Origin of the sequence: Microcoleus vaginatus HSN003, from assembly GCF_022701255.1 — a bacterium.
In the GTDB taxonomy this organism is placed as follows: Bacteria; Cyanobacteriota; Cyanobacteriia; order Cyanobacteriales; family Microcoleaceae; genus Microcoleus; species Microcoleus vaginatus_B.
In genome coordinates this window covers 2,215,075-2,229,616 of sequence record NZ_CP031705.1, presented here as the reverse complement: position 1 = coordinate 2,229,616, position 14,542 = coordinate 2,215,075, and the positions used below count along the sequence as shown (strand labels likewise).

12 protein-coding genes are annotated in these 14,542 nt (G+C 46.9%); 6 read left to right on the top strand and 6 right to left on the bottom strand.

What is annotated here, in order from left to right; all coding sequences use genetic code 11:
* Nucleotides 1–40 precede the first annotated feature (40 nt).
* Entirely contained in the window at nucleotides 41–535 is a 495-nt protein-coding gene (locus tag D0A37_RS09525) for a DUF427 domain-containing protein (RefSeq protein WP_242723553.1), read from the top strand.
* 400 nt (nucleotides 536–935) lie between these two features.
* A complete protein-coding gene (locus D0A37_RS09520; RefSeq protein ID WP_242723551.1) occupies nucleotides 936–2,045 on the top strand; it encodes a diguanylate cyclase domain-containing protein in 1,110 nt (369 codons plus the stop codon).
* Nucleotides 2,046–2,104: 59 nt separating this feature from the next.
* Here the strand turns inward: D0A37_RS09520 and D0A37_RS09515 are convergent, their stop codons facing one another.
* Nucleotides 2,105–2,344 carry a helix-turn-helix transcriptional regulator gene (locus D0A37_RS09515; protein WP_242723549.1) on the bottom strand — a complete coding sequence of 80 codons (240 nt, stop codon included), beginning with the start codon at nucleotides 2,342–2,344 and terminating at the stop codon, nucleotides 2,105–2,107.
* Nucleotides 2,345–2,598: 254 nt separating this feature from the next.
* Complete coding sequence (locus tag D0A37_RS09510; protein WP_242723548.1) at nucleotides 2,599–3,615, bottom strand: methyltransferase domain-containing protein; 1,017 nt, start codon at nucleotides 3,613–3,615, stop codon at nucleotides 2,599–2,601.
* Between the two features lie 585 nt (nucleotides 3,616–4,200).
* On the opposite strand from D0A37_RS09510, the gene trxB reads away from it, so the two are divergent.
* From trxB to D0A37_RS09495, 3 genes are all read left to right on the top strand, one after another.
* Nucleotides 4,201–5,571, top strand: coding sequence for a thioredoxin-disulfide reductase (gene trxB, locus D0A37_RS09505; RefSeq protein WP_242723546.1), 1,371 nt, complete (start codon nucleotides 4,201–4,203; stop codon nucleotides 5,569–5,571).
* Nucleotides 5,572–5,836: 265 nt separating this feature from the next.
* A complete protein-coding gene (locus D0A37_RS09500) occupies nucleotides 5,837–6,724 on the top strand; it encodes an ABC transporter permease (protein WP_242723544.1) in 888 nt (295 codons plus the stop codon).
* Between the two features lie 1,005 nt (nucleotides 6,725–7,729).
* The gene (locus D0A37_RS09495; protein ID WP_242723542.1) at nucleotides 7,730–7,894 is read left to right on the top strand and encodes a hypothetical protein; all 165 of its coding nucleotides are present in this window, start codon (nucleotides 7,730–7,732) and stop codon (nucleotides 7,892–7,894) included.
* Between the two features lie 148 nt (nucleotides 7,895–8,042).
* Here D0A37_RS09495 and D0A37_RS09490 read toward each other — a convergent pair whose 3' ends face one another.
* Entirely contained in the window at nucleotides 8,043–8,294 is a 252-nt protein-coding gene (locus D0A37_RS09490) for a hypothetical protein (RefSeq protein ID WP_242723541.1), read from the bottom strand.
* 299 nt (nucleotides 8,295–8,593) lie between these two features.
* On the opposite strand from D0A37_RS09490, the gene rpoD reads away from it, so the two are divergent.
* On the top strand, nucleotides 8,594–9,760 hold the full coding sequence (gene rpoD / locus D0A37_RS09485) for an RNA polymerase sigma factor RpoD (RefSeq protein WP_242723539.1): 1,167 nt from the start codon (nucleotides 8,594–8,596) through the stop codon (nucleotides 9,758–9,760).
* Nucleotides 9,761–9,974: 214 nt separating this feature from the next.
* Here rpoD and D0A37_RS09480 read toward each other — a convergent pair whose 3' ends face one another.
* From D0A37_RS09480 to D0A37_RS09470, 3 genes are all read right to left on the bottom strand, one after another.
* Nucleotides 9,975–10,127, bottom strand: coding sequence for a CAB/ELIP/HLIP family chlorophyll-binding protein (locus D0A37_RS09480; RefSeq protein ID WP_242723537.1), 153 nt, complete (start codon nucleotides 10,125–10,127; stop codon nucleotides 9,975–9,977).
* 125 nt (nucleotides 10,128–10,252) lie between these two features.
* Nucleotides 10,253–11,686, bottom strand: coding sequence for an ABC transporter ATP-binding protein (locus tag D0A37_RS09475; RefSeq protein ID WP_278187205.1), 1,434 nt, complete (start codon nucleotides 11,684–11,686; stop codon nucleotides 10,253–10,255).
* 119 nt (nucleotides 11,687–11,805) lie between these two features.
* Entirely contained in the window at nucleotides 11,806–14,358 is a 2,553-nt protein-coding gene (locus tag D0A37_RS09470; protein ID WP_242723535.1) for a DNA gyrase/topoisomerase IV subunit A, read from the bottom strand.
* Nucleotides 14,359–14,542 lie beyond the last annotated feature (184 nt).

Sequence of the window (14,542 nt, the reverse complement as noted above, 5' to 3'; positions counted from 1 at the left end):
TAAGTCGCTAAGTGTTTTTTTTGCAGGGGAGATAGTGCAAATGAACTTCGATCGAATAGAACCCGGCCCTGGTGAAGAGTCTGTTTGGGATTACCCGCGTCCCCCTCGGCTTGAGGAATTGACCAAACACGTACAGATAATTTTTAATGGAGTGACGATCGCAGACACGCGCCGCCCTCAGCGGGTATTGGAGACAAGCCACCCTCCTGTCTACTATATCTGCCCCGATGACATCAAAATGGAATATTTGCACAAAACTTTACGGGGTTCTTGGTGCGAGTGGAAGGGACAAGCCGGTTATTACACTGTGACGGTGGGAGAAAAGGAAGTAGTAAATGCTGCTTGGTTTTATCCCAATCCCAGCCAAGTCTTTGAGGCTATTAAAGATTATGTAGCTTTTTATCCGAGCAAGATGGAGGCCTGTTATGTGGACGGGGAATTAGTGCAATCTCAACCAGGGGATTTTTACGGCGGCTGGATTACCAAAGATATTGTCGGCCCGTTTAAGGGAGGCCCAGGAACTTGGGGGTGGTGAGGGAAGGTTGAGTTTTGAGTTTTGAGTTGAGAACAGGGGGATAAACCACGTTTTTTTTACGCCAAACCTCGTTACAGCCTCGACCCCTGTTTAACAACCCGGTTTCTTGAGTTTGTTGGCGCCGTGAATAAGTTGAAGACTGGCGCACAAACCGATTTTTTTACGATGCAAAAAGCCAACAGTAAAAAAATGAATAATAATTCAATAGCTCTCTAATTGAGTGAGGATGAATCAATGCAAGGCCATGCAGGCAAGACAGAAGCTAACGCAGCAGGTTATCCCTTTACATAAACAGTGTAGTCAAGAATACAGCGACTGCTCATAAATAAATGTTAGTATAAGTTAATATCTGACACTAGCTTTGTTGCTTCTTTATTATTTATTTATTCGGATCTGCGCTGTGTCTGTTGAATTTATCCCGCCATCTAACTCGCCAGAAAAACTACCAAAAAATCTATCTTTAGAGTCTACTCTTAAGGATATGGCTGTATTCAATTTTCAAGTTGAAGCTTCATCCTTAGCTAAAGAATTAGCTCCGTTATTTCAAGCTCACCCGCTGCTTCCGGGAGTTATCTTGACCGTAAAAGGCGAATTTTTAGGGATGATATCGCGCCGGCGATTTATGGAACGCATGAGCCGCCCTTACGGACTAGATACATTTGCTGGCAGACCCATTATGGCTTTGTATCAAATAGCTCAAACTGATATTTTGATTTTACCAGGAGTAGCCTTAATTGTCGTGGCAGCTCAGCGAGCCATGCAGCGGCAGCCCGAACTGCTTTACGAGCCGATTGTTGTGCAGTTAGAACCTCAAGTTTACCGACTGTTAGACGTGCATCAAGTATTGGTAGCTTTATCCAAAATTCACCAACAAGCTACTGGGTATATTAGGGAACTGTATTACAATTTAGCGGTCACACAAGCCGAGTTAGAAGCAGCTAATTCTCAATTACAATCAGCTAATTCCGAATTGTATCGCCTTGCCAACTCAGATGGGTTAACTCAGGTGGCGAACCGCCGCTGTTTTAACGAATACTTAGAGAAAAAATGGCAAGAATTGGGAGAAGCAGCAGCAGAACTATCTTTAATTTTATGCGATGTTGACTTTTTTAAGAAATACAACGATACTTACGGACATCAGGCGGGAGATGCTTGCTTGCAGCAGGTAGCCCAAGCTATTTTGGAAGCCGTAAATTACTCAGCAGGCGAAGTTTCGGGTGAGACTCTGGTAGCCCGTTACGGAGGCGAAGAATTTGCAGTGATTTTGCCTCGGACTTCACCTGAAATAGCTGTCTGGATTGCAGAGAAAATTCGAGTGTGGATCAAAGAACTAAAAATTGAACACGTTAATTCGGAGGTGTGTTCTCTCGTGACGCTGAGTTTGGGGGTAGCGAGTACGTTTCCTCGATCGTCCGCAGCACAAAAAAACTTGATGGCAGCGGCAGACCGCGCGCTTTATCAAGCTAAACACCGAGGGCGCGATCGAGTAATTTTAGATTTTAGATTTTAGATTTTAGATTGGAAAAAGTTATCCAGGGATTTATCCGTGGGCTTGTTTAATGGTTTCGCTCACAGATTGTCTGGCAAATCGCCGATCGACCTGCCGATGCTAGCCAGCAATTTCTCGAAAGCTTTCATCTGCTTGAGGGTGAACGTGGGTACATTCTTTCCCAACTCCCAACGGCTGATGGTTTGCGACGAAACGCCAAGCTCTCGCGCCAAATCTTCCTGACTCATCTCCAGTTCTTCCCCGAGCTTATTCAAATGCGACTCTTCATCTTCTGGTCGCGGAACGGGCTTTTTCGGCATAACTTCGATCGCAGATTTTTCCGATCAGATGATTAAACATCTTACTTCCTTCCTCGGAGAAGATTATCTACTTGTGATTCTTCCTGACTCTTCCTTCGCGTTTTTCACGTCTTCGCGGTTCAATCATACTAATTTTTCCGACCCGAAAACAGTAATTAAACAACAAACAGATCGCGCCACGGTACGACGCATAGCTGGAGGGGTGCGATCGCTCCTATTCTCATTTGAAATGTTATCGCGCGATCGTCCCGTGCCTACAAAGACTCGCACCAAGCACGCTCCGCCGTCCAGTGTCTGTCTGAAGATTCATAAATCCTCAACCCATCCAACCCGGCATTTTGGATCATCTCCTCAAGTTCATCCACCGTAAATGCTGCTTGCAACGAATCGCTGAATAACTGTTTCTGATGCGAGTTGCAATCTCCCGCATACATCTCGACTAAATGAGTCCTCATTGCCTCATCCATAGGTCGGAGTAAATCCCGCAAAAATATTGCTCCGTTCGGTTTTAATACCCGCTTGACTTCCTGCAAAAACGGCAGTGGATCTGGCAAATGGTGAATAATGCTGTTGGAAATAACCATGTCAAAATAATTGTCAGGGTAAGGCATTGCCTTAGCATCAATTAATGCGAGATTAATTTGCGATCGCACGCCCGCCTTTTCCACATTTTCTGCCCCGACTTTCAGCATATTTGCGGACAAATCAATGCACGTCAATTTCCATGCTGGTCGGAGTTGACAAAGGGCGATCGGAATTCTCGCCGTACCCGTCCCCGCATCCAAAACGTTTCCAAAAACCGGCCCCAACGCCGCAGCACTCTGAGCAAAAGCAGCATTAACCTCAGCAAAGTCCATCGAATCGTATTCGATCGCCTCTTCCAAGGAATCCATCACTTCCGGTTCTAAAACTCGCTGCATAGAATTTATCTCGTTATCTGGCATTTTCATATAGGGGCTCAGTTTCGCCTGCAAAAGCTCGACTAACTCCGGTTCCATATATTCGTAATTGTCCGGGATTTGCAGACAAATAAGCTTCTTGCCTTCGAGACTTTCGGGAAATTTGCTGCGGAGTCGATCGCCATGCTTCTTCTCCATCACAAATATCAAATCCGCCCAACCGACAAGACCCTCAGTGACTCTAATTCTTGCACCTTTTTCCGTTCCAGCCGATCGCACGCTGTAGCCACTAATCTTCTGGCATATCTTCTCGGCAGTCAAACTCCTCCACTTATTCCGGCTGCACACAAACAATATCTTGATTTTATCCATTCAGACACAAATACAAAATTCTATGTTAATCGTGGCACGGGCGTCCCGCCTGTGCTTGCGAAGCGGTTAAAAAGTTCGAGCGAATTTCCCCCCGAGCGCACCTTGCATACCACAAATCATGTACTTTGTCAAACTAACCCAAATCTCCGTTAGAATTCTTAAATCATAAAATGCGGATTTTGCATAAACAATTCTACTTATTACATTTGCAGAGTTCGTTAATTTTACGGTTTTAAAAGCTTTCAGCGTCAAAAATTTAAATTAGTCATAATGCCCCTGGATTGTGAAAATCCTACCACAAGCCTCAAAGCAAGTAAATAGGTAAAATAATTGAGAATGAAGTCAATAATTTTGGTCGTCTTTAGATTTTATTAAGATTTCAGCCGTCTAAATAGATCGAACATTTAAAACTAAATCGACTTTTAGATTGTTTTTGCTTATAAAACAACCTGGAGTTGCCCCGAAGACCGATCGACCCTCAAAAATAGATACAGATGGTCGATCGCCCAATGGCATCAAACCAAACTCGATCGAACTCTGCTAGAATCTGTAAAACGAAGTCGTTATGAGTTTGAATAAATAGCTATGACCGAACAAACCGTAGAAAACTTAGTAATTATCGGCTCAGGGCCCGCAGGCTACACCGCAGCCATCTACGCCGGGAGGGCAAACCTGAAACCCATAGTGTTTGAAGGCTACCAAGCGGGAGGCGTCCCCGGCGGTCAACTGATGACCACCACAGAAGTAGAAAACTTCCCCGGTTTCCCAGAAGGGATCACCGGGCCGCAGCTCATGGATCGAATGAAAGCTCAAGCAGCGCGCTGGGGTGCAGAATTATACACAGAAGATGTAACTTACGTAGATTTGAGCCAGCGGCCGTTTACAGTGCGCTCAGAAGACAGAGAAATCAAAACCCACACGATAGTAATCGCTACAGGCGCGACGGCGAAAAGGCTGGGGCTGCCTAGCGAACACGTATTTTGGAGTCACGGGATTTCGGCCTGTGCGATTTGCGACGGCGCTACCCCAATTTTTAAAGGAGTAGATTTAGCTGTAATCGGCGCGGGCGATACCGCAGCGGAAGAATCTATTTATTTGACAAAATACGGCTCTCACGTACATATGCTGGTGCGGCGGGCTCAAATGCGCGCCAGCAAAGCCATGCAAGACCGAGTGCTGAGCAATCCCAAAATTACCGTGCACTGGAACACCGAAGCACTGGATATCTTGGGCGAAGCGGGCGGGAAAATGGACGGGGTGAGACTTAGAAATATCGAGACCGGCGCCGAGAGCGATTTGCTGGTGAAAGGATTGTTTTACGCGATCGGTCACACTCCCAACACTCAACTCTTCCAAGGTCAGCTAGAACTCGACGAAATAGGTTATATCACCACCAAACACGGTTCGGTAGAAACCAGCGTCGAGGGAGTTTACGCCGTCGGCGACGTGCAAGACCACGAGTTTCGCCAAGCAATCACCGCCGCCGGTAGCGGCTGCATGGGGGCGATGCTGGCAGAACGTTGGCTGTCAGTCAACGGTTTAATGCAGGAATTCCATCAAACTGAGGAATCCGAGCAACCCGTCGCAGCGCCGGAAGCTCAAAAAGTACGCAAAACCAGCGCGAACTTTGATATCACAGACACGCGCCACGAAGGAGGTTATGCTTTGCGGAAGTTGTTCCACGATAGCGATCGACTGATTGTGGTCAAATATGCCTCTCCGAGTTGTGGGCCTTGCCACAGCCTCAAGCCGATTTTGAACAAAGTAGTAGATGAGTTCGATGGCAAAATCCACTACGTGGAAATTGACATCGAAGAAGATCCAGAAATTGCTGAAAATGCTGGCGTGATTGGTACGCCGACGATTCAGTATTTCAAAGACAAAGATATGGTGGCTGAGCTCAAAGGAGTTAAGCCGAAAAGCCAGTACCGCGAGTTAATTGCCAGTAATTTGTAGGAATTCCATCGATTTTAGATTTGAGGTTTGCCAAGAGAGATTTAACCTAAACTCAACTTGCGTCCCACCTGCTAAAAACCCGGTTTCTCCCGTGCGCGCCAGTCCCGTGCAGGGGAGAAATCGGTTTTTTTTTAGCCCCATCGCGCGAAAAAACCCGGTTTGTCGCGAGTGTTTGGCGAATGAGAAAGAGGATTTTTGACTGTTCCGGGTTTTTGCGCCTGAGTGCTACTAAAATCGAAAAGTCTTATATAGGTCGATCGTCATTATGGCTCAAAGCCGCCTCCGACTGCCGCGATTTCTCAACAACATTGCTTCACCGTCAAGCCTGTCAATGAAAATGATGTGGGCAGGTTTGACAATAACTGCCGTGTTTATATTGGTAGCCACCTTGTCTCCAGCTATGCAAGCTTGGGGATGGCTGCAAAATCCTACCGAGGCTTTGATTAACCCCATCCACGAACCGCCGTCGGGGAATTATTGGTTTGGTACTAGCCGCAGCGGCTACGATGTGTTTTCCCGCACGCTGTTTGCTTCTCGGGCTGCTTGGCAAGTGGTAATTTTAGCCACTGCTTTGAGTTTGTTTATCGGTGTGCCGCTGGGTTTGGTTAGCGGTTATTTGGGCGGTAAGCTCGATCGAGTGTTGTTATTTTTAATGGATACAATTTATACTTTGCCGGGGCTGCTACTTTCTTTGACGCTAGCGTTTGTAGTGGGAAAAGGAGTTTTGAATGCTGCGATCGCCCTGAGCATTTCCTACATCCCTCAATACTACCGCGTCGTCAGGAATCACACCGTCAGCGTCAAAACCGAATTGTTTGTCGAAGCCGCCCGAGCAATGGGTGCTGACACTTGGACAGTGCTTTCGCGCTACCTGTTTCTGAATGTGATTCAGAGCGTACCTGTGCTGTTTGCGCTCAACGCGGCCGATGCAATTTTAACATTAGGAGGTTTGGGATTTCTCGGATTAGGACTTCCCGAAGCAACTCCCGAATGGGGACACGACTTGCGTTTAGCTTTAGATGCGCTACCTACTGGCATTTGGTGGACGGCTTTGTTTCCCGGGTTGGCAATGACTTTAATGGTGGTGGGACTGTCTTTGGTGGGGGAAGGATTAAACGAGTTTGTTAACCCTCGCCTGCGGAATCAGCAGTAATCTGTCTCGCGGTTAAATTAAGTTCGCAGTCAGGACTTTAGTGCTTATTTAGCAATATAAAAAAATTGAAGTCCTGACTACCAACACGCACTCTAAAGAGAGGCTAATCTCTGCCCGATTAATTACTAAATCTTTCTCTCAATAAGGTGAATTCTTTCTAGTAAACTTTCATTGGGTTGTCGATATAGACACGAAGCGGAAATTTTTCTTGATAGCTTCATCCCCTAAAGGTCAAGCCACATAATTTAAACCACAGTAGAGGATAAAGCCCGGCTCTGTGCTTTCTGATGACACGCTGTAAATAATAACAAAATTTTGAGCATCGCACCAGCGTCCTACCACTCCAGATCTTTCTTTAAGTGCATCCTGCAGCTTATGCCTTCTCTAACAATAGCAAGCACATCGCTAACTGGGTAAATTTTTCTTCCCTGGCGAACTTATCATCGGCCGACAGTTGCAGCAACGCCCGCTGTGGCTTTTGTTTCGTCTGCTTGAAATTATCAAGACAATTCGCGAATGCTACCTAAAATTGATGGAGGCGCTTTATAGAATCTTCACACGGTCACGGTATATTTAAAGGAATCGTGAAGTTATACTTCCGAGAGATGGCGAATTGTGTTGTTTGTGAGAAAAACGTGAGAGCGCGCAAGTGCGAACTGAAAGCCAAAAAATTTTAGAGAAGTCCGCAGCCGAGAGTTGCGCGGCGGGTTAACTCTTAGTAGAATTTATCCTGGTGGTTTTTGCCATTGACGCGACAAACTCGTGTCGAACTGCTTAAATAGGAATGTGACGTTAAGAACTTAATGTGATTTAACGTCAAAATTAAAGCCAATTTCTGAGATTTGAGCTAACTTAACAATGAAAGCCCCTGTTGCACTACTCAACCCGCAACGCTTCATGGGGGGTCAGAGTCGGTCTCTAATCCAGAGTGACCGGCTTAAAACTAAAGCTACGAGCTTTATTCAATCGCAGATTGCGTATGATTCAATTCAGGGAAACAGGGTAATGATGGGTGTATCTACACGGATTGTATTGGTTCCAATTTGGGCAACTCAAAAATTGTCTGCTAACTGTCTGGCCAACTACGCCGCAGCCGTTCACCCAGATATACGCAGAAAAGAGCGCCGTTTGATCGTGCCAAAGTTTTTGCGGGCCGTTCTCAGGATTTAGCAGATCCGCACATGAGTTAGTATTGTCAAGCTAAGCTGACAGAGTTTTCCTAGTTCTTGACAAACAATGGAAAACAACTTCCATTTTTTGTGAGAAAGGCTACAATCGGGAAGGTCTTTGCAAGATCCGATTCTCCCCGTTTGGTGCTTTAACCCTCTGCTGTTGCATTTGAGGCAGCAGACCGACGACATCCAAGGTGGCTAAAATTTGCCGTGCAACTGTCATGTCTGACAACCAGAGTGAAAGCAAGGCGAATCAAAAGTTCGACACCTCGAATACACAAGTTAGAGGGTTCCGTGCCGGAAAACTTGTACGGGTAAAAACTCGAAGTACCGAGTAAAAAAGCCAGTATTTTTGGAAGTGCGATCGATCGCACTTCATGGTTTGCTTCTCTGGGCAAGGTATTGCAGATGATGTGGTAACTCGCTCCGAAAGAAAAAGCAAGAAAAAGCCGCTAGCTCAATTTAAGGTCGCGATGTTAAAATCTGCGATCAATTGAATGCGCTGCCTGCTTCAAGCCCGAACTCGAACTTTGACTCATAAAAATGGTGCAATTTCGGTAACGGATGCAGCTAGCAGACCGAAAATCCCACTATTTTTTCCTGCGGGAATGTCAATTCTGGCTAACTTGTCTAAACTACAAACAGACACTATTCCACTGTTATTTATTCTTTAATTCAGGAGCATGAGGAAGACGGCATGATCCAGGCTAACACCGTACTCGAAACCACAATTACATCGGAAATGGAAACAATCGAGTTGCTTCGGAGCGCCGAAAGCGTTCTACCTGAGAGCGAGTTAGAACTCTTTATCGACGAAGAAGACGATCGAGAAGAATTCTTAGACTCTCAATCTGAGGAAGATCCTAAATCTGGCAAAGGCGCCAAAGCCCGCCGTCGGGCACAGGCAAAGAAAAAGCATTATACTGAAGACTCTATTCGTCTTTACCTGCAAGAAATTGGTCGGATTCGACTGCTGCGAGCTGACGAAGAGATTGAACTAGCGCGCAAGATTGCAGATTTGCTGGAATTAGAGCGAGTTCGAGAACAACTGCTCGAAGAGTATAACCGCGAACCCAAAGACAGCGAATGGGCGAATGCTGTAGATATGGCACTTCCTGCATTCCGTCACCGACTCCACGTCGGCCGTCGGGCAAAGGAAAAAATGGTGCAATCTAACCTGCGTTTGGTGGTGTCGATCGCCAAAAAATACATGAATCGCGGTTTGTCTTTCCAAGATTTGATTCAGGAAGGCTCTTTGGGTCTGATCCGGGCCGCTGAAAAATTCGATCACGAAAAAGGCTACAAGTTTTCTACCTATGCAACTTGGTGGATACGTCAAGCCATTACCCGGGCCATAGCCGATCAATCCCGCACTATCCGCCTACCGGTTCATCTTTACGAAACCATCTCACGGATCAAGAAAACTACCAAACTCCTGTCTCAGGAAATGGGTCGCAAGCCTACGGAAGAAGAAATTGCTACCCGCATGGAGATGACCATCGAGAAGTTGCGGTTCATTGCTAAGTCCGCACAGTTGCCCATCTCTCTAGAAACTCCGATCGGCAAAGAGGAAGACTCACGTCTAGGAGATTTTATTGAATCAGACGGGGAAACACCAGAAGATCAAGTCTCGAAAAACTTGCTCCGGGAAGACTTGGAAAGCGTTTTGGATACTCTCAGCCCCCGAGAACGGGATGTACTGCGACTGCGTTACGGCTTAGATGACGGACGGATGAAGACCTTGGAGGAAATTGGTCAAATCTTTAACGTCACTCGTGAGCGGATTCGCCAAATCGAGGCTAAAGCCCTGCGGAAGTTGCGCCATCCCAACCGGAACAGCATCTTAAAAGAATATATCCGCTAGAGTAATTTGCTAGCATCACCCAAAAGAGTGATTCGCACTGTTTTTTTTGGGGGGGAGACCCCCCGCCCCGGTTTGAGCTATAGCTGTTAAATTTTGTGCAGCTAACTGCCCGGAGCAAGTGGCTCTTTGCTGCCCAAATCGCGCTGCCAAAATTTAGGGAGTCCGTTACGGAACTCCCAAGCTTTGCAGTGTCACAAAAGTCTTAACTAGAAAATTACATCACGCCCCAAAAGTGAAGCAGACCTTGACCGGAAACCAATTCGATGATGACAGCCGCAGAGAAGCCAATCATCGCCAAACGACCGTTCCAATTTTCCGATCCTTCGGTGAAGCCCCAGTTCCAAGCGTTGCGTTTTTGTTCTTGCATAGTGCGAACTCCTTTCGTTAACTTGTGTAAGGCTTATGTAAATAAATATAACATTCCTTGATAAAAATGCAAGCTTGTGATGGGTGATATCGGTCACAACGGTCGATCGACCTTGATGATTTTGCCTAACGAGGAAAAATAGCCAACTCGGTATCGGGGTCGAACAAGTGAATCTTGTCATGGGCGATGGCCAACCAAAGCTTCTCGCCAACTCGGATCGATCGCTCAGGAGGAACGCGCACTTGCATCCGCACCGCCGGAGCATCCGTCAAACAAACCCCCAAATAAGTTTCGTGTCCCAAAGCCTCTACAATTTCCACTTGTACCGAAAGATTTTTGGTAGCCGGAGGGTTAATACTCAGATGTTCCGGTCGAATGCCCAAAATTAGCCTTCGCCCGTCATATTGTTGTAGACTTTTTGCCCAAATATCGGGTAAAGTAAAGCGAAATTGCGGGTGAGAAATCAACAGCGGAGCACTAAATTCCACCAACAAAAAATTCATCGGCGGAGAACCGATAAACTCAGCAACAAACAGATTAGCCGGCTTGTTATAAAGCTCTAGAGGTCGAGCTACTTGCTGAAGCTGGCCTCTATTCATAATAGCAATCCGATCACCCATAGTCATCGCCTCAGTTTGGTCGTGAGTTACATAAATAGTTGTAGTTCCCAACTGTCGCTGTAACTGCACAATTTGCGATCGAGTTTCCGCCCTCAATTTCGCATCAAGATTCGATAGCGGTTCGTCCATCAAAAACACCTCAGGATTTCGAGCCATCGCCCTACCCAAAGCTACCCGCTGCTTTTGCCCTCCCGAAAGTTGTTTCGGTAAGCGATTTAAAAGAGATTCTATTTGCAATAATTCAGCTACCTTCAGGACTCGTTCTCCTACGGCCTTTTCCCGTTCCGATAAATAGCGCAAACCGGGAGGCAGCTTCCGAGTTACTCCTCCTAAAAAGTCCTCAAACAAAGGATAAGCTAGATGAGTTTTAAAATAATTAGAAGCTAAATAATTAATAAGCTCTTCTACCTTACTCCTTATTTTTTCTCCCTTCTGAATGCTTCCTTCTTCTCCTTGTATCTTCCCCCTTATCCCTTCTACTTTCTTCCCTCTTTCTTCTTCCTTCTTCCTTCTTCCTTCTTCCTTCTTCCTTCTTCCTTCTTCTTTCTCCCTTTCGGAGCGGCGCAATCCAAAGGCGAGATTATCGTAAACTGTTAAATGAGGATAGAGAGCATAATTTTGAAATACCATAGCGATATTTCGGTCTTTAGGAGGCAAATCGTTAAGGAGCCGATCGCCAACCCAAATATTGCCGGCCGTCAAAACTTCCAAACCAGCGATCGATCGCAGCAAAGTGCTTTTTCCGCAGCCCGAAGGCCCCACCAGCACCATGAATTCCCCGTCTTCGACCGTCAGGTTAATGCGCCGCAAAACGCTGTTAGACGAAGAGCGATCGGCTAGAGGTGAGACACTTTCTGCGACGGTGTTTGCTTCTTTTTCCTGTTCTCCTTGGCGGAGCGGAAAACTTTTGTAGATATTTTCTAATACAACTTGCGCCATCAAACAATTTTAGATTTTAGATTTTAGATTTTAGATTTGGGATGTTGAAGTCTGATGGTCGGGGGAAGAAGTCCTGCAAGAAGAATAATTCCCCATTACCAATGACAAATGACCAATGACTATTGACTGCTGATAACCTTGATAATTTTTTCACCCGGATTGAGGTCAAAAACTCGATCGCCCGCAGCATCTTTCCCCCAAAAAGCTATAGCATCAATAGCCGATCGCAGCAGGCGGCCAGAATTAGTAAAAAGTTTGACATCCGTACCCGGAACAGCCTGCAGCAAGCCAACTAAAGCATCTTTAGGCTCTGAGAAACGAAAAGCTTGAGTGCCAATTTCGCCTCTGTTAGTAAGTCTGACAGAACCTGCGGGCATTCGTTTTGCCCAACCCAACTCGGAAAATAGCACCAGACTGTCGTTCGCGTCCAGAGTGATGCAACCCACCAACTCTTCCTGCTTCCGTAACCTGGTTACTTGAGAACCCTGGGCGGCGCGGCCCATTGGCGGCAGTTGTTCATCATCAATCTCAAACCGGAGGACTCGGCCTCCTGAAGTTGCGATCGCCACTTGCTCGCCGACTTTACCCAGACTCGCACAGCGCAGGCGATCGTCCTCCTTGAGTTTAACAACAGTAATGCCGCGATTAGTCAAATCAGCAAATTCCTGCATCGGCAAGCGCTTAATTTTCCCTTGCTGAGTCAAAGTTACTAAATCCGCCGCTTCCGAATTTTCCGGCAAAATAAAGTGTGCAACTGTGATTTCCGACAAAGCGCGACCGGCACTTTCTTTAGTAGCACTCGGCGACAACAAACTAACGATCGGCGTTCCCCGGTCTTTGGCGCTACTACTAGGAATATCGGCCACTTTCAGCGGGTAAGCTTTGCCGTTAGGAGTTAAGACCACCAAAGTGCGATCGGTTTTCGTCAGATTTGCCGTCACAATAAAATCTTCATTTTTTTCTAAAGCTGAAACCGATTTTTCGCGAGTTTTCGAGCGAGGCTTTTCCCCAGCCGGCAAGCGTCGCACGTACTGCTTGTGCGAAAATTCAACAATAGTTTCCTCTGCCTCTAGAACCGGCAATAAGTTAGGCTGAATCGTTGCCGGCGACAACTGCTTCACCCCAGAATTTTTCTTACCAGAAAATTGTGGTTCGGCGTTTGCTGCGCGTGCAGTTCCATTGGCGAATTTAGTGCGGCGGGGGTCAGCGTACTTGCGTTTGAGCGAGCGAAATTCCTTCTTTAAAGCCTTCAAAAGTTCGCGCCTGTCGCTCAACAACCGCTGCAATTCTTGAATATTAGCCATCAACTCATCAAACTCAGACTGCAAATTTTGCCTTTCCAAACCAGTCAGCCTCCGCATAGGCATCGCCAAAATCGCATCAGCTTGACTTTCGCTTAAATTGAGGCGAACTTGCAAAGTTTGCTTAGCAGTAGAGCCGTCAGGAGAATTTCTGAGAATGTCGATCGCTGTATCGAGATTTGTCAAAGCCAACATTAAGCCTTGGACAATATGACAGCGGCGTTCTGCAGCTTGCAACTCGTAATTGTAGCGGCGGGTAAGAGTTACTTCCCGGAAATCCAGAAATTCCTGCAACAATTGTCTGAGCGTCAACTGTCGCGGTTGACCGTTGACAATTGCCAGCAAAATCGCCCCAAAATTTGTTTGCAGGTCAGTTTGTTGGTAAAGGCGAGCCAGAACCGCTTCTGGGGTAAATTCCCGCTTGAGTTCAATCACAACTCGAATGCCTTCGCGATCGCTCTCGTCACGCAAATCAGAAATACCGTCGAGGCGGCCAGCATTGACCAACTCCGCCACCTTTTCAATCCAAGCCGCCTTATTTACCTGAAACGGAAACTCCGTCACCACGATAGCCGTTTTAGTACGCACCTTGCGATTACCTGGCACTTCTTCCACCCCGGCCACACCCCTGACCGCAATGCTGCCTCGACCCTTAGTGTAGGCGTCAACAATGCCCTCTGTAGCGACGATTTCCCCTCCGGTTGGAAAATCCGGGCCGGGAATCAGTTCTATCAACTTCTCGTCGGATAGTTCCGGGTTTTCAATCAAAGCAATTAAACCGTCTACTACCTCCCCCAAATTGTGCGGCGGGATATTAGTTGCCATCCCCACAGCAATGCCCGTACAGCCGTTGAGTAACAGAAACGGCAACTGAGCAGGCAGCGCCGTCGGTTCCTGCTGCGAACTGTCAAAGTTTGCAGTAAAATCAACAGTTGCATCGCCGACTTGGGTTAGCATAGCTTCGTGGGCGATCGGTGCTAGCCTCGTTTCCGTATAGCGCATAGCAGCCGCCGGATCATTGTCCACCGAACCGAAATTGCCGTGACCCGCCAGTAAAGGATAGCGGCTCGAAAACTCCTGAACCATGCGTACCAGAGCGTCGTAAACCGATTGGTCGCCGTGGGGGTGATATTTTCCCAAAACATCTCCAACTACCCGGGCGCACTTACGGTAAGGTCGGTCTGGCGTCAGACCGAGTTCGTGCATCGCATATAAAATTCGACGGTGAACTGGTTTTAAACCGTCGCGGACATCAGGCAAAGCTCGCCCGACGATCACACTCATGGCATATTCGAGGTACGATTGCTGCATCTCGGCGTGCAGAGGCGTAGAAATTACTTGCCCGGAAAGTAGGTTGAGTTGTTTAGCCATGAGTCCTTGTGTCCGTTAATTCCTGAGTGAAAACAGCCTCTGTCAATAATGCCGAGGTTCCCTGTCTCGATTTAAAAGCCTTTGCCGCAGGCGAACCGAAAGTTCGATTCAACCGCCCAGTTGAAGAATAAAAATAAACTTAACTTGTGAAAGCAGAATCAGAGTCCCGAAGACGGGCAACACT

Coding starts and splice junctions, on each gene's coding strand:
- D0A37_RS09525 (WP_242723553.1), top strand. CDS start 41: ATGAACTTCGATCGAATAGAACCCGGCCCTGGTGAAGAGTCTGTTTGG.
- D0A37_RS09515 (WP_242723549.1), bottom strand. CDS start 2,344: ATGCCGAAAAAGCCCGTTCCGCGACCAGAAGATGAAGAGTCGCATTTG.
- D0A37_RS09510 (WP_242723548.1), bottom strand. CDS start 3,615: ATGGATAAAATCAAGATATTGTTTGTGTGCAGCCGGAATAAGTGGAGG.
- trxB (WP_242723546.1), top strand. CDS start 4,201: ATGACCGAACAAACCGTAGAAAACTTAGTAATTATCGGCTCAGGGCCC.
- D0A37_RS09500 (WP_242723544.1), top strand. CDS start 5,837: ATGGCTCAAAGCCGCCTCCGACTGCCGCGATTTCTCAACAACATTGCT.
- D0A37_RS09495 (WP_242723542.1), top strand. CDS start 7,730: ATGATGGGTGTATCTACACGGATTGTATTGGTTCCAATTTGGGCAACT.
- rpoD (WP_242723539.1), top strand. CDS start 8,594: ATGATCCAGGCTAACACCGTACTCGAAACCACAATTACATCGGAAATG.
- D0A37_RS09480 (WP_242723537.1), bottom strand. CDS start 10,127: ATGCAAGAACAAAAACGCAACGCTTGGAACTGGGGCTTCACCGAAGGA.
- D0A37_RS09475 (WP_278187205.1), bottom strand. CDS start 11,686: ATGGCGCAAGTTGTATTAGAAAATATCTACAAAAGTTTTCCGCTCCGC.
- D0A37_RS09470 (WP_242723535.1), bottom strand. CDS start 14,358: ATGGCTAAACAACTCAACCTACTTTCCGGGCAAGTAATTTCTACGCCT.